General features: G+C 73.1%; 20 protein-coding genes. 10 read left to right on the forward strand and 10 right to left on the reverse strand.

The window, feature by feature from the left end; translation table 11 throughout:
- Window positions 1-157: 157 nt before the first annotated feature.
- Window positions 158-1,297 carry a tyrosine-protein phosphatase gene (locus IG78_RS0124095; RefSeq protein WP_107054995.1) on the forward strand — a complete coding sequence of 380 codons (1,140 nt, stop codon included), beginning with the start codon at window positions 158-160 and terminating at the stop codon, window positions 1,295-1,297.
- Window positions 1,298-1,348: 51 nt separating this feature from the next.
- Here IG78_RS0124095 and IG78_RS0124100 read toward each other — a convergent pair whose 3' ends face one another.
- From IG78_RS0124100 to IG78_RS0124115, 4 genes are all read right to left on the reverse strand, one after another.
- A complete protein-coding gene (locus tag IG78_RS0124100) occupies window positions 1,349-2,098 on the reverse strand; it encodes a fused DSP-PTPase phosphatase/NAD kinase-like protein (protein ID WP_030566615.1) in 750 nt (249 codons plus the stop codon).
- A 233-nt stretch (window positions 2,099-2,331) separates the two neighbouring features.
- Window positions 2,332-3,279, reverse strand: coding sequence for a hypothetical protein (locus IG78_RS0124105; protein ID WP_051852909.1), 948 nt, complete (start codon window positions 3,277-3,279; stop codon window positions 2,332-2,334).
- On the reverse strand, window positions 3,276-5,573 hold the full coding sequence (locus tag IG78_RS0124110; RefSeq protein WP_051852910.1) for a PEP/pyruvate-binding domain-containing protein: 2,298 nt from the start codon (window positions 5,571-5,573) through the stop codon (window positions 3,276-3,278). Before IG78_RS0124110 ends, IG78_RS0124105 begins: the two co-directional genes overlap by 4 nt.
- A 230-nt stretch (window positions 5,574-5,803) precedes the next feature.
- The gene (locus IG78_RS0124115) at window positions 5,804-8,032 is read right to left on the reverse strand and encodes an MMPL family transporter (protein WP_037686102.1); all 2,229 of its coding nucleotides are present in this window, start codon (window positions 8,030-8,032) and stop codon (window positions 5,804-5,806) included.
- A 642-nt stretch (window positions 8,033-8,674) separates the two neighbouring features.
- Between IG78_RS0124115 and IG78_RS0124120 the strand changes: the two genes are divergently transcribed.
- On the forward strand, window positions 8,675-9,307 hold the full coding sequence (locus IG78_RS0124120; protein ID WP_051852911.1) for an RDD family protein: 633 nt from the start codon (window positions 8,675-8,677) through the stop codon (window positions 9,305-9,307).
- A gap of 67 nt (window positions 9,308-9,374) precedes the next feature.
- Here the strand turns inward: IG78_RS0124120 and IG78_RS0124125 are convergent, their stop codons facing one another.
- Window positions 9,375-10,262 (reverse strand): NAD(P)-dependent oxidoreductase, encoded by an 888-nt coding sequence (locus IG78_RS0124125; RefSeq protein WP_030566627.1) that lies wholly within the window; start codon window positions 10,260-10,262, stop codon window positions 9,375-9,377.
- A gap of 210 nt (window positions 10,263-10,472) precedes the next feature.
- On the opposite strand from IG78_RS0124125, the gene IG78_RS0124130 reads away from it, so the two are divergent.
- From IG78_RS0124130 to IG78_RS0124140, 3 genes are all read left to right on the forward strand, one after another.
- Window positions 10,473-11,519 (forward strand): helix-turn-helix domain-containing protein, encoded by a 1,047-nt coding sequence (locus IG78_RS0124130; protein WP_037686105.1) that lies wholly within the window; start codon window positions 10,473-10,475, stop codon window positions 11,517-11,519.
- A 256-nt stretch (window positions 11,520-11,775) separates the two neighbouring features.
- The gene (locus IG78_RS0124135) at window positions 11,776-12,504 is read left to right on the forward strand and encodes a class I SAM-dependent methyltransferase (protein ID WP_030566630.1); all 729 of its coding nucleotides are present in this window, start codon (window positions 11,776-11,778) and stop codon (window positions 12,502-12,504) included.
- A 122-nt stretch (window positions 12,505-12,626) separates the two neighbouring features.
- Window positions 12,627-13,007 carry a tautomerase family protein gene (locus tag IG78_RS0124140; protein WP_030566632.1) on the forward strand — a complete coding sequence of 127 codons (381 nt, stop codon included), beginning with the start codon at window positions 12,627-12,629 and terminating at the stop codon, window positions 13,005-13,007.
- 14 nt (window positions 13,008-13,021) lie between these two features.
- On the opposite strand, the gene cpt is transcribed toward IG78_RS0124140, so the two are convergent.
- Entirely contained in the window at window positions 13,022-13,555 is a 534-nt protein-coding gene (gene cpt / locus IG78_RS0124145; protein ID WP_030566634.1) for a chloramphenicol phosphotransferase CPT, read from the reverse strand.
- Between the two features lie 135 nt (window positions 13,556-13,690).
- On the opposite strand from cpt, the gene IG78_RS0124150 reads away from it, so the two are divergent.
- Complete coding sequence (locus tag IG78_RS0124150; protein WP_030566636.1) at window positions 13,691-14,707, forward strand: DUF5954 family protein; 1,017 nt, start codon at window positions 13,691-13,693, stop codon at window positions 14,705-14,707.
- 283 nt (window positions 14,708-14,990) lie between these two features.
- Window positions 14,991-15,785, forward strand: a complete 795-nt coding sequence (locus tag IG78_RS0124155) for a thioesterase II family protein (RefSeq protein WP_051852914.1) — start codon at window positions 14,991-14,993, stop codon at window positions 15,783-15,785.
- A 94-nt stretch (window positions 15,786-15,879) separates the two neighbouring features.
- Here IG78_RS0124155 and IG78_RS0124160 read toward each other — a convergent pair whose 3' ends face one another.
- Entirely contained in the window at window positions 15,880-16,737 is an 858-nt protein-coding gene (locus IG78_RS0124160) for an SMP-30/gluconolactonase/LRE family protein (protein WP_030566639.1), read from the reverse strand.
- Window positions 16,738-16,889: 152 nt separating this feature from the next.
- Here IG78_RS0124160 and IG78_RS49400 point away from each other — a divergent pair, with 152 nt between their 5' ends.
- Both IG78_RS49400 and IG78_RS0124165 read left to right on the forward strand, forming a co-directional pair.
- Window positions 16,890-17,132, forward strand: coding sequence for a hypothetical protein (locus IG78_RS49400; RefSeq protein WP_157855865.1), 243 nt, complete (start codon window positions 16,890-16,892; stop codon window positions 17,130-17,132).
- Window positions 17,133-17,417: 285 nt separating this feature from the next.
- Window positions 17,418-17,864 (forward strand): protein-tyrosine phosphatase family protein, encoded by a 447-nt coding sequence (locus IG78_RS0124165; RefSeq protein ID WP_030566641.1) that lies wholly within the window; start codon window positions 17,418-17,420, stop codon window positions 17,862-17,864.
- Between the two features lie 38 nt (window positions 17,865-17,902).
- Here the strand turns inward: IG78_RS0124165 and IG78_RS0124170 are convergent, their stop codons facing one another.
- Entirely contained in the window at window positions 17,903-18,469 is a 567-nt protein-coding gene (locus IG78_RS0124170; RefSeq protein ID WP_030566643.1) for a rhodanese-like domain-containing protein, read from the reverse strand.
- Between the two features lie 88 nt (window positions 18,470-18,557).
- Between IG78_RS0124170 and IG78_RS0124175 the strand changes: the two genes are divergently transcribed.
- Window positions 18,558-18,839, forward strand: coding sequence for a metal-sensitive transcriptional regulator (locus tag IG78_RS0124175; protein ID WP_030566645.1), 282 nt, complete (start codon window positions 18,558-18,560; stop codon window positions 18,837-18,839).
- Window positions 18,840-18,927: 88 nt separating this feature from the next.
- Here the strand turns inward: IG78_RS0124175 and IG78_RS0124180 are convergent, their stop codons facing one another.
- Window positions 18,928-20,343: an MBL fold metallo-hydrolase gene (locus IG78_RS0124180; protein WP_030566654.1), complete on the reverse strand. Its 1,416-nt coding sequence runs from the start codon at window positions 20,341-20,343 to the stop codon at window positions 18,928-18,930.
- A 175-nt stretch (window positions 20,344-20,518) separates the two neighbouring features.
- A complete protein-coding gene (gene pulA, locus IG78_RS0124185; protein WP_078965478.1) occupies window positions 20,519-23,275 on the reverse strand; it encodes a pullulanase-type alpha-1,6-glucosidase in 2,757 nt (918 codons plus the stop codon).
- Between the last annotated feature and the right edge of the window lie 5 nt (window positions 23,276-23,280).

Raw genomic sequence — 23,280 nt, forward strand, 5'->3', positions numbered from 1 at the left:
CCGTCCCCCGACCCTCCGTTCCGTCCTTGCGACATGACACGCGCGGAGCACGGAGTGCCCCGCTCTGTCCAGTCCTTTTGCCGCAAAGCGCACGCGCGCGGGGGCGGTGATGTTCATCGCGGCGGGCACCCGCTCCGCGGACGTAGGCTGCCGCACTGTGAAGACACACATATCATTCGAGCGGCTGCACAACTTCCGTGACGTGGGCGGCCATGTCACCGAGGACGGCCGTACGGTGCGCTGGGGGCAGGTGTACCGGTCCGGCGCGTTGAGCAGACTGCGGGACGCCGACTGGGACCGCTTCCTCGCCCTGGGTGTCCGCACCGTCATCGATCTGCGCCACGGCCGGGAGATCGACGCGCAGGGCCGCGTCCCCGAGCATCCGTCGTTCGCCTACCACCACCTGGGCGTCGAGCGCCGCCCCGACGAGGACGGCGTGCGGGAGCTGCGCCGTGCGCTCGAACTGATCGCCGCCGAGGAGTCGGGCCCTGTGGTGTTCCACTGCACCACCGGGGAGAACCGCACGGAGCTCCTCGCCGCGCTCGTGCTGGCCCTCATCGGCGTCGCCGAGGCCGACATCGCCAGGGCCGAGATCGCCGAGGACTTCGCCATCGCCGGGACGGCCGAGCGGTACGGGTCGCTGCGCGCGTACGCCACCCACGTGCTCGGCGCCGACGACGCGCTGGTCGCCGCGCTGCGCCGCAGACTGCTCGAACCCGTCGCGGGGGCGGAGCTGACGTTCCGGCGCGGTGTCGAAGCCGACATTCCGGTGCTCGTCCGACTGCGGGACGAGGCGGCGCGCTGGCAGATCGCGCACGGCATCGCCCAGTGGAAGCCGGGCGAGCTAGGCGTGGAGCACTTCAGGGCGCGGCTCGCGGACAGCGAGCTCTGGATCGCCACGCTCGGCCCGGACGGTCCCGTCGCGGGCGCCTGGGAGCTGTGGTGGGACGACCCGGCGGCCTGGGGCCCGCAACCGCCCGTCGCCGGGTACGTCCACCGCCTGATGACGGACCGCGCCACCGCCCCCGCGGGTACCGGGCGCCGCATGCTCGCCCACGCCGAACGCCGCGTCCGCGCCGCGGGGCGCGGCCTGTGCCGCCTCGACTGCCGTGCCAACAACCCGCGGTTGCGCGCGTACTACGCGTCCGCCGGGTACGAGGTCGTCGGCGAACAGCCGTCGAAGGACGGGGGTGTGGGCGGACGCTTCGCCGCCACCCTGCTGCAGAAGCCCGTACGCGACGACGCGGAAGCCCCGCGGTGCGGTGTCGGCGAGCGGCGGCTCAGGGCGAGGCTGTGAGCCCGGGGGGCCGACGCGCCGTCGGGAGACGCGCCGTCGGGAGACGCGCCGTCAAAGAGAGGCCTTGATGCGGCGCGGTGCGTCGGCCAGGCGGCTGATCAGCGTGACGACGTCCGGTGGCTGTCGGCTCGCGTGGCGGTCGGCGCTGAGCACGTAGTAGATCTGCTCCAGGGACGGCGGGCCCACGGCCACCGTGCGCAGCGCCGCCTGGCCCGGCGTCGCCTGACCGGTGCGTACCAGGTAGGCGGCGCTCATCGCCCCGGTGCGGCCGACGCCCGCGCCGCAGTGCACGAAGACCGGGCCGCCCGCGTCGGCGACGACGCGCAGGAAGTTCTCGACCTGGCGGCCGTCGGGGGTCTGTCCGTCGCGGATCGGCATGCGGACGACGTGCAGCCCGGCGTGCCGGGGCTGGGCGAGTGCGGTGGCGCTCAGCTTCTCCGCGCGCAGGTCCACGACGGTGTGGATGCCGTGCGCGGCCAGGGCGCGATAGCCCTTCTCGGAGGGCGCGGAGCCGCGCCACAGCCGGTCGTCGACCTGCTGGAAGTGGCGGACGCCCGCCAGTTCGCGGTCGCCGGGGGCGTGTTCACCGGCCCACACCGACACGGCGAGGACACCGAGCGCCGAGGTGAGCCAGAACACCGTGTAGCCGAGGACGCACAGGCCCAGGGTCCTCAGGACCCGGCGCGGCAGCGGACGCCGGGGCTTCAGGCGGCCGCGGGCCCGGGTGCCGAGGGCACGCGTGGAGGCGGGCGGGGCGGCGCACGCGGCGACCGCCCGAGCGGGTGTGGCAGCGGACGGCAAGCGGTCACCACCTGAGGGCGCGCGTACGGGAGCACGCCGGGACGGGGAGGGGGCGGAGCCGCACCATGGCGCGGCGCGGAGACGGCGACGGCGCGGCAACGCGTACACACAGACGCGCGGCCACAGACGCGCGGACGCCTTCCAGAGTACCGGCGCCGGAGGGTCCCTGCGACCGGGTACGAGCGCCTCACCAGGCACTTCCGCCTCGCCAACACGGCCTGGAACAAGGGTGGTTACCCAGCCTGGCGCGGCGCGTGCCGTTCCTGGCCCCGGCCGCCCCGGCCGCCCTCGCCGCCCCCGCCGAGAACCTTCGCGCGGGTGCGGTGTGCCGTCGTGTCGACAAGACAGCCGCGGAGCCGCATCACGTCGTGGCCGGAGAGCGCGGGACGTATCACTCCGGCCCAGACGTCCGCGCCCAGTTGGGTCAGCGGGGCGCGGACGTTGAGGGCGGCCGTGGACCGGCGGCACCGCTCCCACAGCTCGCGTGCCGCGAGTGCGCGGGCGCCCGCGTCGGCGGTGCCGTGCACCTCGACCTGGTAGACGACGGTGGTCGCCGCGGCGGCGGACCGCTCCCCCGGCCGGGTCTGGGTGGCGTCGGACAGGGTATCCACGAGGAGGGCGAGCAGCAGCCCGCAGGCCGCGACCACGGCGGTCACGGCGAGCGCCCGCAGGGTGTGGGGCGGCGGCACCGGCGGGGTGTCCTCCAGCTCCGGCACCCGTCCCCGGAGGTCGTGCGGCGGGGCGGTGAGCCGGGTGAGCCGTCCGGCGAGCCTGCGCTCGGCGCCGGGCCGCGCGGTGGCCGCCGAGATCTTCTGCACGACCCATGCGACGCCGGAGAGGAGCACTCCGGCCGCCATCAGGACCGGTACGAACACATACGTGCGGTGGGCCCCGTCCGGGCCGCGCGACTCCAGCCAGCGGAACCGTACGCCCTGCTCCGCGCGCGACTCCGCGAGCCGCCGCCGGACCTCCTCGGTGCGCTCGTCGGCGTCCGCGATCCGGCGCTCCAGGCGGCCGATGCGGTTCAGGAGCACCGCGCACACCAGCAGACCCTCGACCACCAGGAGCAGCACCCCGCAGATGAGGGCGCGCTGCCACTCCCAGCGGGTGAGGTAGACCACGCCGTACCCGGCGGCCGCGGCGGCGGTGAGGCCGCCCAGGAGATAGCTGACGTACTTCATGAGGCCATCCCCTCCCGGCAGTCGGGGCGGTCGGGCGGCAGGGCGGCTTCGCGACGTTCGCCGGGCGACACGGCCGGGGCGTCCGGGAGTTCCGGGACTTCCGGGACTTCCAGGACTTCCGGGACTTCCGGGGTGTCCGGGGTGTCCGACCCGCGGTCCTCGCCGTCCGCCGGCTCCGCGACGGCGCTCACCCGTTCCACGACAGCGGTCACCCGCACCTCCTCCACCGCCCCCGTGCCCCCGTCCACGGACAACCGGGTGCCTTCGGGGAAGCGGTCGAGGGCATCGGGTACGCCCACAACCGTGGGTACTTGGTACTCGCGGGCGAGCACGGCCAGATGGGAGAGCACGCTGCCGGTCTCGGCGACCAGGCCGGTGAGGCCGGGCAACCGCGGCGCGAGGGCGGGGTCGAGGGTGCGGACGACCAGGACCGCGTACCGGGGCCGGCCGCCCGCGCCGTGCCAGGCGGTGCCCGAGCCGAAGCCGCCACCCGCGCCCTGCCCGGTGCCCGTCGTGCCGCGCCGGTCCGGCTCGGGGACCGGGCGGCCCGCGGCGAGGCGGAACGCGGCGGGCAGTGCGGGGCGCTGTGGCCGGGGCAGCCGTTCGGGCAGGTCGGCGGGCAGGGGCGCGCCGTCGCTCGCCGCCGTCAGCTCGTGCCAGCGCAGGCGGGCGACGCGGGCCGGATCGTCGACGAGCCCGGCCGCCGTGAGCCGGGCCGCGATCTCGTGGACCATGCCCGCCTGCATCTCCTGCACCCAGCGGACCCGCAGCCGCAGCCCCTCGCGGGCCGGGAGCGCCCCCGTGCCGCGCGGCACCCCGGCCCAGGCCGTGCGGCACGGGGGCAGCGGTGCGCGCGGGCCGAGCGTCGGTGGCAGCAGGGAGAGGAGTACCGGGTGCCGGGCGATCAGGTGCGCGTCGTCCGGCGTGCCGGCGCGCGTCTCGCACAGCACGGCAAGGGCCTCACCGACGGCGGTGGCCCCGGAGTCCTGGGGCAGCAGGGCCCCTGCCAGTGACTCCTGTGCGTGCAGGGCGCCGAGGACCGTACGCCCCCAGGAGAGTGCGGCGAACAGCCTGCCGCTCAGCATCTCCTCGGGGCGCGGCAGTTCGCCCAGGTACCGGTCCACGTCGGCCATCAGGTCGACGGCGAGCAGGGGCAGGGCCGAACGCAGTCTGCCGGTGCGCCAGGCGGCCGCGGCGCGACGCCCGCCCGGGGCCGGGTTGAGGGCGGCGAGCAGGGCGCGGGCCCGCCGTGGCGGCGGTGCGGCGCCGAGGAGCCGCAGGTCGGCGGCCGCGCGCCCGTCGACGGTCGTGACGACGGGCAGCCGCCGCAGGGCGGCGCGCGAGGCCGAGCCCGTGATGTCGAGGGCGACCGTCAGACCGTACGCCATGGGGGCGAGCCACAAGTCCTCCTCCAGCGGCTGCAGGACGCCGGGGAAGGTCTCGGCGACCGGGCCCGGGCCGAGCAGGCGGGCGCGGCGGGGCGGTGCGACGGGCATGGCGGTGATGGGGCGGGTCTGGAACAGCCACAGTCGGTCGTCGGCGTCGAAGCCGAACTCGATGTCCTGCGGGCCGCCGAACTCCCGCTCCGCCAGGCGCGCGAGGCGCGCGAGGCCCCGTAACCGCCGGTGGTCGAGGAGGCGGGCGGTGCGCGGCTCGGCGGGTTCGGTGTGCAGGAGGCGGGCCTGCCGCGTGAGCTGGTAGCGGACGCCCTGGACGCTGCCGTCGACGAGTTGGTCGGGGCCGCCGGGGACGGCGCTGACGAGGAGCCGGTCGCGGCGTCCCGCGAGCGGGTCCGCGCCGAACACCACCCCGCCCGCGGTGGCGTGCACCATGGGCTGCACGAGGACGGCCATGTCCCCGGGCACGGCCGGGGTGTCCGCGTCCGGCTGCTTCGGTGGGCCCGGCACCTGCCGTACGGTGGCGCGGCGCGCGGAGTGCAACACCCGCTGCACGGCGTCGGTGAACGCGTTCCAGCCGCGCACGTCGAGCACCGTCTCGAAGAGACCCGCGAGCGACGACTCCGCGCCGTCCTCGTGCACGGAGGAGGACCGCACGACGACCGGCCGTGCGCCCTGGCCGCTCAGCTCGCTCCAGGCGTGCCGCAGCGCGTCCTCTCCGCGGGGTGCTCCGGTTGCCGTCTCGGCGGCCACGACGACGAAACCGGGCAGGACGGGCAGCCCCGCGACCGCTGCCCGTGCCAGGTGGGCGGCCTTCGCGCCGGCGATCCGTACGTCCCTGGCCTGCCGGGTTTCCAGGGCGACCACCGCGAGCCGGTCCGCGTCGACGTCGGCCATGGCAACCTCCTCCGCGAGGGCTTGCGGCCGGGACCTGAGAACCGTCCAGCCCTTAGCACTGACGCCCGACGTCACGGCGAAGTTGACTGCACGAACGTGCGAATTGAGCCGGAATCAGGAGGGTCGGCCGCGAAGTCCCCCGCCGCCGCACGGCACGACGGCCCGGTGACCGAGGGGGTCACCGGGCCGTCGTCATGGCTGCGGATCAGCGGGGGCCGTCCGCCGCGGGGTCAGCGCGTGCGCTGCAGTTCCCGCTCCGGGTCGGAGTACGGCGCCGCTCCGCCGTTCACGTCACCGAGCTGCTTGTGCAGCTTCTCGCCCTCCACGTCCACGTTGGGAAGCAGCGCGTTGAGCCAGCGCGGCAGCCACCAGGCGGACTTGCCGAGGAGCGCGAGCACCGCGGGCACGATCGCCATGCGGACGACGAAGGCGTCGAAGAGGACGGCGGCCGCGAGACCGAAGCCCATCATCTTGATCATGTCGTCGTCCTCCATGATGAAGCCGGAGAAGACGCTGATCATGATGACCGCGGCGGCGGCGACCACGCGTCCGCCGTGGGTGAAGCCGGTGACGATGGCCTCGCCCGGGCGCTCGCCGTGGACGTACGCCTCACGCATACGCGTCACGAGGAACACCTCGTAGTCCATGGCGAGACCGAAGACCACACCGATCATGAAGATCGGCATCATGCTCATGATCGGGCCGGGCTGGTCGACGCCGAACAGATCGGCGAGGTGGCCCTGCTGGAAGACCGCCACCACTGCGCCGAGCGCCGCGAGCACCGACAGCAGGAAGCCGAGGGCCGCCTTCAGCGGGACGAGGATGGAGCGGAACACCAGCATCAGGAGCAGGAAGGCCAGGCCGACGACGAGAGCCAGGTACGGGACGAGGGCGTCGTCGAGCGTCTGCGAGAAGTCGATGGTCATGGCCGTCTGGCCGGTGATCAGGACCTCGGATCCGGTCTTGCTCTCGACATCGCCGAGACCCGAGCGGATCTTCTTGACCAGCTTCTCCGTCTCGGCGGCGCTCGGTCCCGTCGACGGCACGGCCGTCATGATCGCCGCGTTGTCGGCCTTGTTCGGGGCGGCCGGGGCGACATTGACGATGCCGTCGAAGTCCTTGAGCGTCTTGGAGACGTCCTTCGCGGCGGCGGCCGCGCCCTTGTCCTTGTCGACGACGATCGTCAGCGGACCGTTGAAGCCCTTGCCGAAGGAGTCCGACAGCATGTCGTACGCCTTGCGCTGCGTGGTGTCCACCGCGTACGTGCCCTCGTCGGGCAGGCCGAGCTCCAGCTTGGCGGCCGGGGCGGCCATGACGCCGAGGCCGACGACGGCGAAGACCAGGACGATCAGCGGACGGCGAAGGACGAAGCGGGCCCAGCGGGTGCCGAGCTTGGGCTTGGCGTGGGGGTCGTGGAAGGGGACGCCGACGGGCTTCTTGCGGTCCTTGCGGCGCAGCGTCCTGCGGGGCGCGAAGCCGAGCAGGGCGGGGATGAGGGTCAGCGCGATGAAGACGGCGATCACGACCGTGCCGGCCGCGGCGAGACCCATCTTGGTGAGGATCGGGATGTTCACGACGGCGAGGCCGGAGAGGGCGACGACGACGGTGAGTCCGGCGAAGACCACGGCGGAGCCCGCGGTACCGACGGCGCGGCCCGCCGCGTCCTCCGGTGTGCGTCCGTCCGCTCGTTCGGCGCGGTAGCGCGAGACGATGAACAGCGCGTAGTCGATGCCGACCGCGAGGCCGATCATCATGGCGAGCGTCGAGGTGGTGCTGGACAGCTCCAGGGTGCTGCCGAGCGCGGTGATGCTGGAGATGCCGATGCCGACGCCGATGAGCGCGGTCAGGATCGGCATGCCCGCGGCGATCAGCGAGGCGAAGGTGATGATCAGGACCACCGCGGAGACCGCGATGCCGATCATCTCGGCGCTGCCGCCCATCTGCTGCTCGGTGGGAACGGCGTCACCACCGGCCTCGACGGTGAGACCCTGCTTGCGGGTGTCATCGAGGGTCTCGGTGAGCGCGTCCTTGTTCTTGTCGCTCAGCTCGGTGCCGGTGACCTTGTAGGACACGGTCGCGTAGGCGGTGGTGCCGTCCTTGCTGACCGTGCCCGCCTTGAACGGGTCGTCGACCTTGGAGACCTTCTCGGCCTTGCCGAGGCGGTCGACCAGCTTCTCGACCTTCGCCTTGTTCTTGGCGGAGCTGATCTTCTGGCCCTCGGGGGCACGGACCACCACGCGGGCGGTGGCGCCGTCGGCACTGGTCTCGGGGAACCGCTCGTCGAGCAGGTCGAAGGCCTTCTGGGACTCCGTGCCGGGCATGGAGAAGGTGTCGGCGGGCGGCTTGGGAGCCGTTGACGCGGCAACGCCCGCGCCGATGAAGAGGGCCACCCATATGAGCGCCATCCACCAGCGCCGTCTGAAGGCGAGACGGCCCAGTTTGTAGAGGAACGTAGCCACGGCGAAGGAGACTCCCGTCGGGATGGGGCAGGACTGTTTGAAAACGCGTGAAACGTGAAAGCGGTATACGGGATACGGACGCCCTGCCGGAGTCCCCGTGTGCGGGGCGCCGGTACAGGTCGTCAGGATCCTCTCCATCGTGACGGCAGCTTCTGGCGTGTAAGTCAGACTGCGGGCCGGACTATCGGCCCACGACCGGTGTAGTCCCACGGGGGCGGACTCATCCTCGGGTAGGAGACGCGAGGAATGGGTGTAGATCTCATGTACCAGCGGCCCATGACGGATGTGACCTCCGTCTCGCGGGATCAACTTCCCCGCAAAACGCCCCAACTCTGGACAGACACCGCGATTCCGACCGCCGAACCGGGATGATGCGGACACCTTCCGCGCCCCGTACCTCCGCCCCGGTCCCCCGCGGAGGAGGATGAGACAACCCGTAGGGGCTCGCCCGCGCACGGCAAGTCTGCGGTGACGCGCCGTCGTCGTCGAGTCACGGAAATCGGCGGTGGCCGAAAGCAGCCATCCCAACTGAAGTCGGCGATGGCCGGAAGGAGCTGTCTCAGGAGAGGGCGTGTGGCCGCGCGTCGAGGTTGCTACCGTGCTGCTGTCGGACCGGGGGGAAGCAGTCATGGGGGAACATCTGTGCCGAAGTTACGCCGAGCCGGCGCCTGGCTCATCGACTTCGGGTTGGTGGTCGTGGCGGGCTGGCTCCTCGCCGTCCTGACCTTCAACCGCATCGCGGCGCTCATCACGGACGTACCTGAGCTGGTGACGAAGGGCAGTTGGCACTTCGTCACCTCCAGAGGCGACGCCCAGGGCGCGGCCGACGAGCTCGTCGACTCGCTGTGGCAGGACGCCGTCGGCTATGTCCAGCAGGGCTTCCTCGCCCTGGTGGTCCTCACCTTCCTGTACCAGTGGCTCACGCTGCACTTCGCGGGCCGGACCCTGGGCAAGGCCCTGATGGGGCTGCGCGTCACGCCCCGGTCGGGGCCGCGCGCCGCGCTGCGGGCGGCCGTCACCACGACCGCCGACGTCGGCGTCTACGCGCTGGCGTGCTGCATGCTGGTGCAGGGCTGGGTCTTCCTGTCCGTCGTGTGCTGGCTCGCGGCGGTCGCCCTGTTCGCCTTCAACGCCCTTCCGGTGCTGTCCACTTCCGCCCGTTCTCTCGCGGACCGGACGGCGGGCACGTCGGTGGCCGCCTCGGTCCTCGCCGGGTTGCCGACGGCGCCACCGGAGCCCGCGCTTCCGCCCCGGCCCGACCTCACGAGCTGGTGATCCGTCCGGCCGCCGACCGGCGGCGGGCCGGGCGGACCCCGGCACGCCGCCGGACCCGGCGGGCCGCTCAGGCTCCCGCGCTCCCCCGCATGACCTCGATCACGCTCGCGTAGCTGTCCCCACCGTGTCCCGCGGCCTTCGTCCGCTCCATGGTGGCCTTCAGGAGCTCCGGAAGCGCGTTGTCGACGCCCCGGTCGGCCGCCGCGTGGATGAGGTGGTCGATGGTGGCGATCTGCACGTCGACGGTCGCGTCGTCGCCGGGGTAGTGGCCCTCGTCCACCTGCCCCGCGTACCGCGTGAGGAAGTCGCGCACCGCGCCGCCGAGCCAGCGGTTCGCGATGGCCGTGAAGTCGGTGGCCGCCACCTTGTCGGCGCCCACGAGCGCGGTGCCGTGCAGCCAGCCGGTGAACGTGGACCACATCAGGCCGAGCAGCGCCGCGTCGTACAGCGAGGCCGCGCCCGGGTCCGCGCCGAGGTGGAGCGGGTCGCCCAGCACCTCCAAGGCTTCCCCGTACGTCTGGAAGGCCTGCTCCGAGCCGCTGTACAGGAACATCATGTCCGGGTTGCCGACCCCGGGCGGCGTCGTCATGACGGCGGCGTCGAGATAGGCGACGGAGTGGGCGTCCGCCCAGTCCTTGAACTCCCGTGCCTGCTCCGGCGATCCGGAGGTGGCGTTCACCAGGGTGCGCCCCGCGAGGTGCCCGGCGACCGGGTCGAGGACGGTATGCAGCGCGTCGTGGTCGAGCACGCAGGCGATCACCAACTCGGCCGCGGTCACGGCCTCTTCCGGCGTCGCGGCCGGCTTCGCGCCGCGCTCGGCGAGCGCCTTCGCCTTCTCGGGCGAGCGGTTCCACACCGTGGTCGGGTGGCCGCGTTCCAGGAAGGCGGCGGCCAGGGCCGTGCCCATGTTGCCGAGTCCGATGACGGTCACGGGCACACGTCGTCCGGCGTTCACTGCGTCGATCTCGTTGCTTGCGCTCACGGCGTTCACTGCGTCCTTGCTCCTCGGTGGGCCTGCGACGACGACTGATCGCGTCGATCGCGTGAGGACCACCTTGGCAACGTGCCGACGGCCCGGACAGTGACACTGGCGACGGCGGCCACCAAATTCCTGCCATGCTCGCGGGCACCGTATTCTCGCCGCATGAGCGCTGGTTCCGTCGCGGTGGTCGTGACCGAGGAGATCGGGGTCCCCTCCTGGGACCTGTACGAACTGAGCATTCCGTGCACGGTGTTCGGCAAGCCGCAGCCCGATCTGGCGGACCCCTGGTACGAGTTGCGGCTGTGCGGCACCGGATCGACGGGAGCGGGCGGTACGGGCGGCACTGACGGCACTGACGAGCCGTTCGGCCTCTCGGTGCGCACCCCGTACGGCCTCGGTGACCTGGCGGGCGCGGACACCGTCATCGTGCCCTCGGTGCCCGACGCCTGCGTCGAGGAGGGCGCGCCGCTGCCGCCAGGCCTTGTCGAGGCGCTGCGGGAGGCCCACGCGGCGGGCGCGCGCATGGTGTCCCTGTGTAACGGCGCGTTCGCGCTCGCCGCGGCGGGGCTGCTCGACGGGCGCCGGGCCACCGCGCACTGGCAGCACACCGCCCAGCTCGCCGCCCGCCACCCGCTCGTACGGGTCGACGACTCGGTCCTGTACGTGGACGACGGCGACGTGCTGACCAGCGCGGGCCTGACGGCGGGCCTCGACCTGTGCCTGCACCTCGTCCGCCGTGACCTCGGCGCGCACGTCGCCAACCAGCTCGCCCGCCGCATGGTGGTGCCCGCGCACCGGCCGGGCGGACAGGCCCAGTTCATCGACCTGTCGGAGCCCGCCACGGACGACGCGGGCCTCAGCCCCGTCCTGGAGTGGGCGCGCGAGCGCCTCGACCAGCCCCTGACGGTGGCCGATCTGGCACGCCGTGCGGTGCTGAGCCCGCGCACCTTCCACCGCCGAGTCCAGGCCGCCACCGGCACGACCCCGCTCCAGTGGCTCCTCAACCAGCGCCTGGCCCGCGCCCAGAGCCTCCTGGAGTCCACGGACCTGCCGGTCGAGAAGGTCGGCGAACTGAGCGGCCTCGGTACGGCGAACAACCTCCGGCACCACTTCCTCAAGCAGGTCGGCGTGTCCCCGAGCGACTACCGCAAGGCCTTCCCGCGGTCAGCTCCGCCCCGGCCCGGCGCCCCGACCGTACTGCCGGGCCCGTCGTCGGCACAGCCCGTCTGATCCCCGGCCGCGATAGACCCGCCCGCGAAAACACGCGGGGAAACCCGCGGGGAAACCCGCTCCTGCGGCCCCCGCAATGCCCCCGTGACGGCGTCCGGCGGGGGCCCGCGCGGCCGGAGAGCAGGGGGTCGAGCGCCTTCCCGCCGACGGCTCCCGGCACCCCGCACACGCCCGCCTGCACCCGCGCCGCACCCCGTCTGGCCTGGGGTTTTGCCGGTCACGACGCTAACGTCGGCCTCTCAGGAAAGGGGTTTTGATGAACCGGAACATACGCACCGTCGACGATGTGCTGAAGCTGCTCGACGGCCTGTTCGCGCCGGGCGCCGACCGGTGGACGGCGGACGCGGCCAACTGGTGGGACGGGTTCTACGCCGACCGCTCCAAGCCGGTGCCGTTCTTCGTGGCGAAGCCCGACGAGAGCCTCGCCTCCTACCTCACGCGCGGCCTCGTCGAGCCGGGGCGCGCCCTCGACCTCGGATGCGGCCCCGGCCGCAACGCCCTGCACCTCGCCGCGCACGGCTTCGCGGTGGACGCCGTCGACGTGTCACCGGGCGCGCTCTCCTGGGCCGGGGAACGCGCCCGCGACGCCGGGGCGGACATCCGCTTCCACCTGGGCGACGCGTTCGCCCTCGGCCCCGACGTGCTCGACGGGCCCTACGACCTGGTGTACGACTCGGGCTGCTTCCACCACCTGCCACCGCACCGCCGCATCAGCTACCTCGCGCTCCTGGAACGGGTCCTGGCACCCGGCGGCCACTTCGCCCTCACCTGCTTCGCGGCGGGCAGCATGGGTTCGGAGCTGCCGGACGCGGACTTCTACCGGGCGTCCGGGCTCCAGGGCGGCCTCGCCTACACCCCGGAATCCCTGCGCGCGATCTTCGCCGACCTGACCGAGGTCGAACTGCGCCGCATGCACGACGAGCCGTCCGGCTCCGCGCACTTCGGCGAGCCGTTCCTGTGGACGGCACTGTTCACCAGCGAATAGCGGTCCCGCGTCACCAGCGGATAGCGGTCCCGCGCCACGCCTCGTACTGTACCTACTAGTATGTACAGTACGAGGCGCGCCGGCGCCGAGCCGCGCGCACCGAGCACGAGAGGATCGCCGCCATGCCGTTTGTCCGCATCGACGCCTGGGAGGCCGACGGTTGTCGCCTCGACGCGCTGGGCCGTGCCGTCCACGACGCCCTCGTGGAGACGATCGGCATCCCCGCCGACGACCGGTTCCAGGTGCTGACCGGCCACGACGGCAGCCGCAGCACCCTGCGCTACGACGACTATCTCGGCGTGCACCGGGACAGCGGCATCGTGTACGTGGCGATCACGATGCGCGCGGGCCGTACGCCCGCCCAGAAGCAGGCGCTCTACTGGCGCATCGCCGAACTCGCCGAGGAGTACGCGGGCACCGAGCCGCGGAACGTGTTCGTCACCGTGACCGAGAACGAGTCGATCGACTGGTCACTGGGCAATGGGGCGGCGCAGTACGCCTGAGCGGGGCCGAGGGCTCACTCGATGTGTGCCGCGATCGTCCTGGCGCACGCGATCGCCTCGTGGTGTGCGGTGTCGACCTCCAGGTCGTACCGCACACCATGGTGGACGAGGTCCGCCTGGATCGCGGCCATGCCCGCGATCCGGTCCCCGCGGGCGGTCTCGCGTCCGGCGGCGACCGGCGCCGCGCACCGGACGCCGACCCACAGCACGGGGACGCCGTCCAGGGCGCGTTGCCAGCGCCGCTGCGACTGCGCGCCGCCGAGGAACACCTCGTCGACGATTACCCGCGCACCCGCCCGCGCCATCGCGGCGACGCCCTCGATCCAGGCCGCCTCAAGGCTGCGGAAGTCCTCGCCGACGGTCACGGCGCCGTCGTCCGCGAACCCGATGCCCGCGTCCGACGCCCGCATCGCCGCGGGCAGCGCGTCGACGAAGGTGTCGACGCCGAAGCTGAGCCAGGGCTCGGGCAGCTCGGCCTGCAGGCACCGGGCGATGCCCGACTTTCCCGAGCTCGACCCGCCGTTCAGAACGATCACTTGTGTGTGCACGCCGCCACAGTAGGGGCACGGGTCCGCCGGCCCTATAGGGCACATCCGCGCCGCCCGTCCCGTATTCGACGACTTCGTCATGCTCTTGCGTGACGCGGCCCCTGCCGAAGGTTCCCAACTGGCGACAATGCGCACATGCCTGATGACTGGAAGCGGCAGATCGACGCGCTGCACAGCGAACTCGTCCGCCGTGACGACCCGGCGGCGTGGGTCAGCGAGGCCGACGCGGTGGACGCCTCGTACCGGTACCCACAACTCGCCGTGCGGGGGCCCGTCTTCGGGCTCGCCTGCCGGAAGGCCGGGGGCGAGGAGCCCTGGCGGCTGCTCGGCGACGTCATGGAGGGCACACCGCAGCAGGCCCGTGACGGCCTCAACTCGCTGCTGTGGTTCATGGCGAAGGACTCGGTCGACGACCGGGAGCAGCGCGGCGCCCTCCTCGACGCCGTGGCCCGCCTGGAGCGTGAGCCTGTCGACGAGATCGCCGTGCTCGGCACGCGCTACCGCGTCATCCGCGGCGACGAGTTCGCGCGGGCGGGTGCGGACGGCCTGGAGCCGCCGCGCCCGACCGATCCGGAACCGGCCCACGCGTCCTGGGACGACCGCCCTTCCCCGTCCTCGCACGACGAGGGTTTCGCGCTCGACCCGGCCCGTGCCGGGGGTCTGATGGCGGGCGCGCTGCGGATCGCGCTGCGCGGGTTCACGTACACCGGCGGCCACTTCCCCGCGGCGTTCCGGGAGGACTCCCAGCGGGCCGTGCGGGACTATCCGGAGGTGGTGCTCCTGCCGGTCACGTTCGGTGTGGCGGAGCGCAAGGGCGAGCGGTGGCGGCCACGCGGCGCGCTGATGCCGACCCCGCACGACGCGCGGCGGCTCCTTGTGCACGGCATGACGGAGATCTGGCCCATGGTGCACGAGTACGACGACGTCGAACGTGCCGACTTCGTCCGCGCCGCCGCCGAGTTCAAGGCGGCGGGGCGCGCGAACGAGGTCATGGTGCGCGACCGGTGCTTCCGCGTCTGCCGGGTGGAGCGCATGGTCAGGATCGGCGCCGACGGCCCCGAGGCGGCCCGTCCCTCGGACGTCGAGACGACGGAGCCGATGAAGCTGCACCCGACGATGGATGAGGATGGCGTCATCCACTACGACGACTGAAGGCTCCGGAAAACGACTGAAGGCTCCGGAAAGCTACTGAAGGCTCCGGAAAGTTACCGAAAAGTCCATGAAGCGGTGCATGTCGGATGCTCCGTGGTGGTCGTTCCGCGTCCGGGCGACCGGACATCATGCGTACGTGGCACGGGTGCGGGGTAGCGGACAACGATGTGGTGCGCGGCTCGAACCGCCCTGCCAGGTTGCGGCACTTGCCCGGTTTCTGGTTGCGTCGCGCTGGCGACCCCACGAACGCGGCCCGGCCGCCCACCTGCTCGACGGAGTGCTGATGACCACCGAACCGAAGACGACGTCCCCGCACGCCGGGGCCGGACCGGCCTCGTCCCCCGACCGCTGGCTGCGCCGCCCCAAGCCGCGCCCCGAGGCGCGGACCACGCTGGTGTGCTTCCCGCACGCGGGCGGCACCGCTTCCTTCTTCGCCCCGTGGGCGCGGTTGGTGCCGCTGGACGTGGAGCTGATCGCGGTGCAGTACCCGGGGCGTCAGGACCGGTTCGCGGAACGGCCCATCGGGACGATGACGGAGCTGGCCGACGCCGTCACCGCCGTGCTCAGGGCCGGTCTGCGCCCCGGTCGTGAGCTGATCTTCTTCGGGCACAGCATGGGGGCCGCGCTCGCGTGGGAGACCGCTCTGCGCCTGGAGGCGGGGCCGGGGCCCGCGCCGCGGCGCGTCTTCGCCTCCGGCAGGCAGGGGCCGCGCCGCCAGCACCCCGGGACGATCCATCTGTTGCCGGAGGATCTGTTCGTCGACGAGATCACGGAGATGGGCGGCACCGACCCGCAGCTCCTCGACGACCCCGACATGCGCGAGATCGTGCTGCCTCCGATACGCGCCGACTACCGCCTCATCGAGACCTACCGCCCGGACCTCACGGCACGCCTGCGCTGCCCCATCGGTGTCTTCACGGGTGACGAGGACCCCGAGATGGGTCCGGAGGACGTGGAGGCGTGGCGCGAGGCGACCACCGGCGGCTTCTCCGCGCAGGTCCTGCCCGGCGACCACTTCTACCTGGTCGACCAGGCGGAGCCGATCGTCTCGGCGATGTTCGGCACGCGGACCGGCTGAACGGCCGCAGCACCCGGACCGCACCGCCGGGGCGGCAACTGCGGGGCTGCGCCAACGGGACGGCGGCGCAACGGCGGGACGGCTTCAGCAGGCCTCAGCCCGCGAACGCCGTGCCCGGCAGCCCCCGTCCGGCGTCCCTGACCACGAGGACCGAGCCCGCCATCGGGTGCGGGTGCTCCAGGCCGACGCGGGCCGTCGTGATGTACAGGTCGCACAGGTCCTCGCCGCCGAACGCGCACGCGGTGGGGCGCCGCACGGGCAGCCGCAGCACGCGGTCGAGGGTGCCGTCCGGGGTGTAGCGCCGTACCTGTCCGCCGTCCCAGAGCGCCACCCACACACCGCCGTCCGCGTCCACGGTCAGGCCGTCGGGGAACCCCGCGGACTCCTCGACGACGGCGAACTCCCGCCGCCCGGCGAGGGTCTGTCCGTCCACGCGGCAGACGTCGACGCGCCGCGTGGGGCTGTCGACGTAGTACATGAGGGTGCCGTCCGGGCTCCAGGCGATGCCGTTGCTGACGGCCACGTCGGCGAACACCTCGGTCGTGGTGCCGTCCGGCGCGACGCGCGTCAGGGTGCCGCCGCCCGCCGCCTCGTCGTAGCGCATGGTGCCCGCCCACAGCGCGCCGTCCGGTGCGACGGCCGCGTCGTTGCCACGCCGCCCGGCGACCGGGTCGCGCAGCAGCCAGGAGAACGCCCCGTCCGGGCCGTAGAGGCCGATGCCGTCGCGGAGGTTGACGGCGAGGCCGCCTGCCGCTCGCGGCTTCGCCGCTCCGACGTGCTGCTCGGCGGTGAGAACCGTGCGCCGGCCGCTCCTCGGTTCGTACGTGTGGACACGGGAGTTGAGAATGTCCACCCAGATCAGGCGACCGGTGCGCGGATCCCAGGTCGGGCCCTCACCCAGCTCGGCCTGTTCGTGCACCGCGACCTCGACGACCGGCTCCCGTTCCGTCACGGCCCGGCCTCCGCTCCGTTCGAAACTCCGGTCCGCGGCCGGAGTCGCGAACACAGGCTGGGCACAGGCCTTTCGAGGCGCAACGACGCCGCACGCACGGGATGCGCGCGCATCGTCGGCCCCGACCGGACGCCGGTCATCGCGAGGCGGTCATGAGCGAACCCGTCCTCCTCGCTGCGGTCGGCGTCGACGTGCTGAACACGGGGCTGACGGGGCGGCGCGCCCACGTCGCAGAGGCGGTGGCCGCGCGGCACGGCTCGAAGCGCGCCATCGTGGTGCCGACCACCCCCGGACAGATGCATTCCACCCGGCCGCAGTACGGGCAGACAGGAACCATGGTTGTCATGTCTGTCAATATGCCCTGTCGAAGTCAAGATTCCGTTAGAACCTGGTGATTATCGGCTAGGAGTCGATGGCCATTGTTCTGCGCGCGGATGAAGTCTTCGTTGCTCCGCTGGCTGTTGAGGCCTTCTGTGACCCAAAGGACGTGGCAGCGTTCGGCGTCTTACGGGCAGTTGCAGCCACCGGTGTCCAGCCGAAGCCCGCACCGGCGTACGTAAGCTGCTCTCGTCGGCGTACGACGTGCCGTCTCCTCGGCGTACGACGGCCACCTCGGACGCAGTGGGTACGCCCATGGCGCAATGCCTTCGCGCCGCCGGGCCCCGCCGTAGGGTGATCGCATGGCCGATACCTGGAGTGAGGACGCCGAGGGCGTCATACGGCTGCCCTCCGGCCGCCTCGTGCGGGGCCGGGGGCTGCGCCGACCGCTGCCGCCGGGGCCCGAGCCCCTGTTCGCCGTGTATCTGCAGGGCAGGCCGCCGCCTTCGGTCGCGTGGCAGGCGCGGTGGCTGCGCTGGCCCGACTTCTGGCTGCCCACGGACCGGCGGGAGGCGCGCAGTCTCCTCGGCGAGGCCTGGGAGCGGGCCGCCGCGGAGCGCGTCGAGATCGCCTGCGGAGGCGGCTACGGACGGACGGGTACGGCGCTTGCCTGCCTCGCCGTCCTCGACGGCGTGCCCGCCGGGGAAGCCGTCGGCTATGTCCGTGCGCACTACCACCGCCGCGCCGTGGAGACTCCGTGGCAGCGCCGCTACGTCCGCGGCTTCTCCACCGGCGCGCCCGTCGGCTGAGGGGGACGCACACCGCCGCGCGGGCGCTACGGCGGGCGTCAGTCCGACAGGGTGGCGAGGGTGGTGCGCAGGTCGGCGTCCCGGGGCCGGTTGTGCGGGAGCCGTCCCAGGACGCGCGCCATGCCGCAGGTGTCGGTGAGCGCGGAGAAGACCAGGCCGCCTGCGATCGCGGCGGAGAGCCACAGGGCGTAGGGCCACAGCAGGCCGAGCACCAGGCCGACGAGGACCAGGGAGCCCGCGGCGAAGCGGACCTGGCGCTCCATCGCCCACACCGCCCGGCCGCCCGCGGGCCGTTCGACGTCGTAGCCGCGCCCGGTCCAGCCCGAGGTCCCGCCGGCCAGCGTGACCGCGGGCACACCGTGCCCGGCCAGGGTCGCGCAGGCCTGGGCGGAGCGGGTGCCGGACGCGCACACCATCAGCAGGTCGCCGCGGATCGCGGCGGCCTTCAGAGTGGGCAGGGCTTCGGCGAGGCGGTCCAGGGGGATGTTGTGGGCGCCGGGCAGGTGGCCGGAGGCGAACTCACCGGGCGTGCGGACGTCGACGACATACAGCTCGGCCAGGCGTGCGCGGGCTTGGTCGGCGGTCAGCGCGGTGGGGGACGGCACGGGCGCTTCCTCCTTCGATTGATAGGTGCACCACTGCCTTTACGATACCCGCAGGGGTATCCGGACGGAGCGACCAACGGAGCGAGCTGTGGAACTGACGATGGCGGCCGAAGAGCTCAGAACGGCGGTCAACCGGCTGCGCCGGGCCCAGGGCCAGATCAATGGAGTGATCAAGATGATCGAGGAGGGCCGGGACTGCGAGGACGTCATCACCCAACTGGCCGCCGCCTCCCGGGCCTTGGACAAGGCCGGCTTCGCGATCATCGCCACGGGCCTCCAGCACTGCCTGAGCGACACGGAACTCGCCGAGAGCGGCGACCGCGAGCGAATGCGGGCCCGCTTGGAGAAGCTGTTCCTGTCGTTGGCGTGAGGGGGGCTTGGGACGGACTTGGGCCGTGGCCGGCGCATGCGCGCGAGGCCGACCACGCCCCCGGCGACCAGGGCGAGGACGAAGTGGCTCACGCCGGGGCGTGGGGGCGGCCGTCGCTGTCGATGACGGGAAGCCCGGCGCGTGCCGTCGTCTCCGGGTCGAAGACGTCGTCGATCAGGACGACGTCACGGCTCGCGGCGGCGAGCAGCGACGCCGCGATGGCCGCGCGCAGGCCGCTTCCGCAGTGCACCCACACAACACCGCCCGGCACCTCTGCCTGCCGCCCGTGCAGGGCGTGCAGGGGCAGATGCGTGGATCCCCCGATGTGCGCGGAGGCACGCTCGGTGGCGCGGCGCACGTCGAGGACCACCACGTCGTCCCGTTCCTTGCGGGCAGCGGCGAGGCCGGTGAACGTACCGCGCGGGAAAGCGGCGAGCCGCTCGCCCGCACGCACCCAGGACGCGGGCCCGCCGGTGGCGCCCGCCGCCGGGCGGTCGATGCCGACCCGCACCAGTTCCCGTTGCGCGGCGGCGAGTTCGCGGGGCGTGGCGGCGAGCAGCGTGAGCGGTCTGCCCCAGGGGATCAGCCACGCCAGGTAGGTGGCGAGCTTGCCGTCGCCCTCGAAGTTCAGGCTGCCCGCCACGTGTCCGGCGGCGAACGCCCCCCGGTCGCGCAGGTCCACCACCCACTCCCCGGCGGCGAGCCGCGCCGCGATCTCCTCGGCGTCGGCGGGCCGCGGCGGGGTCAGGTCGACGGGCGCGGGACCTGCGGCATTGGCCGGGCCCATGTGGGCGTAGTAGGCGGGCACGTCGTCCAGGCCGGAGAGGAGGCGGGCCACGAAGGCGTCCACGTCCTGGGTGAGCGCGGCGTTGGCCGCCCGTTCGGCGCCGATGGTGGTCGACTCGCCCTCGGACCGCGTAGCGGAGCAGAAGCTGCCGAAGCCGTGCGTGGGCAGCACGGGCACGGCGTCGTCGAGTTCCCGCGCGAGCCGGTGCGCGGAGGCGTGCTGGGCGCGGGCCAGCGACTCGGTGAGCCGGGGCTCGACCAGGTCGGGCCGCCCCACCGTACCGATGAGCAGCGAACCGCCGGTGAACGCGGCGACGGCGATGCCGCCGTCCGTCAGGACGTACGAGGTGTGGTGCGGGGTGTGGCCCGGAGTGGCGAGTGCCCGCAGTTCCACGCCCCAGTCGCCCCCGTCCCCGCCCCCGTCCACGCGCACCGTGTCGCCGTCGGCGACGGGCGTGTGCGGGAACGACACGGCGGCGCCCGCGGGCACGAGGCAGTGGGCGCCGGTGACGCGGGCGAGGTCGAGGGCGCCGCTCACGTAGTCGTTGTGGACGTGGGTCTCCGCGACGTACCCGATCCGCACCCCGCGCCGGTTCGCCGCGGCCAGGACCCGGTCGATGTCACGCGGCGGGTCGACGGCCACGGCGGTGTCCGGACCTCCGGCGAGGTAGCTGCGGTTGCCGAGGCCGGTGGTCTCCAGGGTGTCGACGAAGAACACGGCTTCGCTCCTCTCCCAAGGGCCGCACCTCGGTTTGTGGTGCGCCCCCGGGGGTGTCGCGTACCCCCGGGGGCCGGGGCCCCGCACCCTTCCCCATACCCATGGGGGTATTTCCGACACCGGTCGCCGGCACACATTGGCCGGAACCGTGCGGAACTCCCCCCGGGTGTCGACGTCAGCCGCGCTTGAACACCGCCACCGTCCGCGCCGGTACCTCGAAGGTCCCCGAGCCCCGCTCGTACGCGGCCGCCCGCACAACGGGATCGGATCCCCGTGCCTGCACCGGATGCAGCGCGTACGCGGTGCCCGCGAGGTCCCGTACCCGCTGCGTCTGCTGCCGGGGTGTCGCGTTGAGGACGACCACGAGCGGGCCGAGACGCATCGTGATCACGCCGGGTGTCTCGCCGGAGGTGCCGGAGAGCGGGAAGGACAGTTCCTTCCGCACCCGGTCCGCGGTCGCCAGTGCGAACGCGGGCTCCGTGGACCGTATCCGCAGCAGGTCCCGGTAGGCGGTGGCGGCGCCGTCGATCTGCGCGCAGCCCGGGGCGAGCGCCCGGTCGGCGAGGAGTGGTTTGCCGTAGGGCCACTTGGGCTTGTTGTCGGCGGCGGGCGGCAGTCCGCGGCCGAATCCGTTGCCGTCGCGGCAGTCCCAGTGGATCGCGTTGAACCAGTCGCCGCTGTCGTAGGAGTTGCGGTCGAGGGACTTGGACCGCAGCAGGTCGCTGCCCGCCTGGTAGAGGGCGGGGCCCTGCGAGAGCGTCGCGGTCGCCGACGCGAGGACCTGCATGCGGGCCCGGTCGGCCGCCGCCGTGCCGCGCGGGAGCTTGAAGGCGAGCGCGTCGTACAGCGTTTCGTTGTCATGGGCGTCGGCGTACGCGAGGGCGTCGCCGGGTGCGTCCGCGTACCCGGCGGGGGCGCCGTTGTAGTCGACGTCGGCGCCCGTGACCTTACGGCCCGCGGAGTCGGTGAAGGCGTACCGGGCCAGGTTGCCGGAGAGGCCGACCTTGATCAGGTCCTGGTAGTGCAGGAGCCGGGCCTTCTGTTCGGCGGGGGTGCCGTTGGCCTTCGACGCGTTGGGGTCGGTGAAGAGGCCGCTGGCGAAGCCCTGCACGCCGGGGCCGTCGTCGAAGGGGCCGCCGCCGCGGACGGCGTCACGGGCACGGTCGGAGAAGGTCGCGATCCCGGTGCCGGCCATGTTGCGCTGCGTGGCCTGCTCGAACCGTGCGTCGTCGGCGATCTCCCCGAAGCTCCAGCCCTCTCCGTAGAGCACGATCCGCTTGCCGTCGACCCCGTCCTTCGTGAGCGTCAGGGCGTCGAGTGCCTTGCGGGCGGCGAGGATGTTGGCCTTCGGGTGGTGCCCCATGAGGTCGAAGCGGAAGCCGTCGACCTTGTACTGCTTGGCCCAGGTGACGAGGGAGTCGACGACGAGCCTGCCCATCATGGCGTTCTCGGGTGCGGTGTTCGCGCAGCAGGTGGACGTGGCCACGCTGCCGTCGGCGAGCAGCCGCTGGTAGTAGCCGGGCACGATCCTGTCGAGGACGGACTTGTCGGCCTGGCCGCTCGCGACGGTGTGGTTGTAGACGACGTCCATGACCGTGCGCAGTCCGGCGCCGTTGAGTGCTTGCACCATCCTGCGGAACTCGACGGTGCGCCGGGGGCCTTCGGGGTCGCTCGCGTAGGAGCCCTCCGGGACGGTGTAGTGCAGTGGGTCGTAGCCCCAGTTGTAGGCGTCCTTGGCCGCGGTCCTGCCCGTGCACGCCTGCTGTTCCCCGGAGTCGGGCGCGAAGGAGGGCAGGTCGCAGTCGGGGCGCTGCTGTTGTGAACGCCGCTCGGGGACGGTGCCGATGTCGAAGGCGGGCAGCAGGTGGACGTACGACGTCCCGGCCCCGGTCAGGGCGCGCAGGTGCCGCATGCCGTTCGAGTTGCGGTCCGTGAACGCCAGGTACTGGCCAGGGTGGTCGGACGTGCGGTCCGCGACGGAGAAGTCCCGGATGTGCAGTTCCTGGATCTGGGCGGCGCGCAGCGGTGTCGCGGGTGGCTTCCGCAGGGTTCGCCAGCCCTTGGGGGCGAGCTCCGGGTCGTCGAGGTCGACGAGCAGGCTCCGGGCCGAGTCGGTGGTGAGGGCCGTCGCGTAGGGGTCGGTGACCTTGTTGGTGACGACCTTCCGGACGCTGGGCGCCCAGACCTTGACGACGTAGCGGTACGGCTCGCCGGTCCAGCTCTTCGGCCCCGCGGCCGACCAGACGCCCGAGGCCGCGTCCCGCCGCATCGGCACGGTACGCCCGCCGATGTCGACCCTGACGTCCTGGGCGGTGGGCGCCCACACCGCGAGGGAGGGCCTGCCGCGGGAGAAGCCCGGGCCGAGCGGCTTCTTGGTGGCGGCGATGGCGTAGAGGTCGTCGAGGACGCCCTGGGTCTGTACGCCGGTGGCGGCGCGCAGGTCCCCTCCGGCGGCCCGGCGCACCGCGACGAGCTGCCCTGTGAGGGCCGTGCGGACGCGGTCGCGGTCACGCGGGTCGACCCGGAAGGCGGCGTAGGCCCGCAGGTGCGGGAACTTCGCCCGCTGGGCGTCGGTGAGGCCGCCGGGCACCGGGGCGAGGCGGATACGGTGCGCCGCGCCGGTGCGGCCACCGCCCTCGACGGTGATCCCGCCGCGCCGCGCGTACACCAACTCCGTGACGGCGGGCGCGCGTTCGCCGCCCGCGTTCCAGGCGAGGGTGTCACGGTCGATCCACTGCGCCTCGGCCTTGCTGAGGTCGGAGGCGGCGGGGGTGGTCGCTCCGGCTGCCGCCACCGCGCCCGTCAGGGGCAGGGCGGTGGCGACCAGAACCAGGGCCACTGCGGCGGCGGTACGGCGTACGAGGCGCCGTGAAGGGGCGCGGGGAACTGCGCGACCAGCCACAGCGAGCCCGCGGGCGGAAGGCAGCCTCATCCGGC

It is taken from the genome of Streptomyces aureocirculatus, assembly GCF_000720475.1.
Lineage (GTDB): Bacteria > Actinomycetota > Actinomycetes > Streptomycetales > Streptomycetaceae > Streptomyces > Streptomyces aureocirculatus.

Excerpts from the sequence above, each read along its gene's own strand:
- IG78_RS0124105 (WP_051852909.1), bottom strand. The coding sequence starts at position 3,279 with ATGAAGTACGTCAGCTATCTCCTGGGCGGCCTCACCGCCGCCGCGGCC.
- IG78_RS0124110 (WP_051852910.1), bottom strand. The coding sequence starts at position 5,573 with ATGGCCGACGTCGACGCGGACCGGCTCGCGGTGGTCGCCCTGGAAACC.
- IG78_RS0124135 (WP_030566630.1), top strand. The coding sequence starts at position 11,776 with ATGAACCGGAACATACGCACCGTCGACGATGTGCTGAAGCTGCTCGAC.
- IG78_RS0124140 (WP_030566632.1), top strand. The coding sequence starts at position 12,627 with ATGCCGTTTGTCCGCATCGACGCCTGGGAGGCCGACGGTTGTCGCCTC.
- IG78_RS0124150 (WP_030566636.1), top strand. The coding sequence starts at position 13,691 with ATGCCTGATGACTGGAAGCGGCAGATCGACGCGCTGCACAGCGAACTC.
- IG78_RS0124155 (WP_051852914.1), top strand. The coding sequence starts at position 14,991 with ATGACCACCGAACCGAAGACGACGTCCCCGCACGCCGGGGCCGGACCG.
- IG78_RS49400 (WP_157855865.1), top strand. The coding sequence starts at position 16,890 with ATGAGCGAACCCGTCCTCCTCGCTGCGGTCGGCGTCGACGTGCTGAAC.
- IG78_RS0124165 (WP_030566641.1), top strand. The coding sequence starts at position 17,418 with ATGGCCGATACCTGGAGTGAGGACGCCGAGGGCGTCATACGGCTGCCC.
- pulA (WP_078965478.1), bottom strand. The coding sequence starts at position 23,275 with ATGAGGCTGCCTTCCGCCCGCGGGCTCGCTGTGGCTGGTCGCGCAGTT.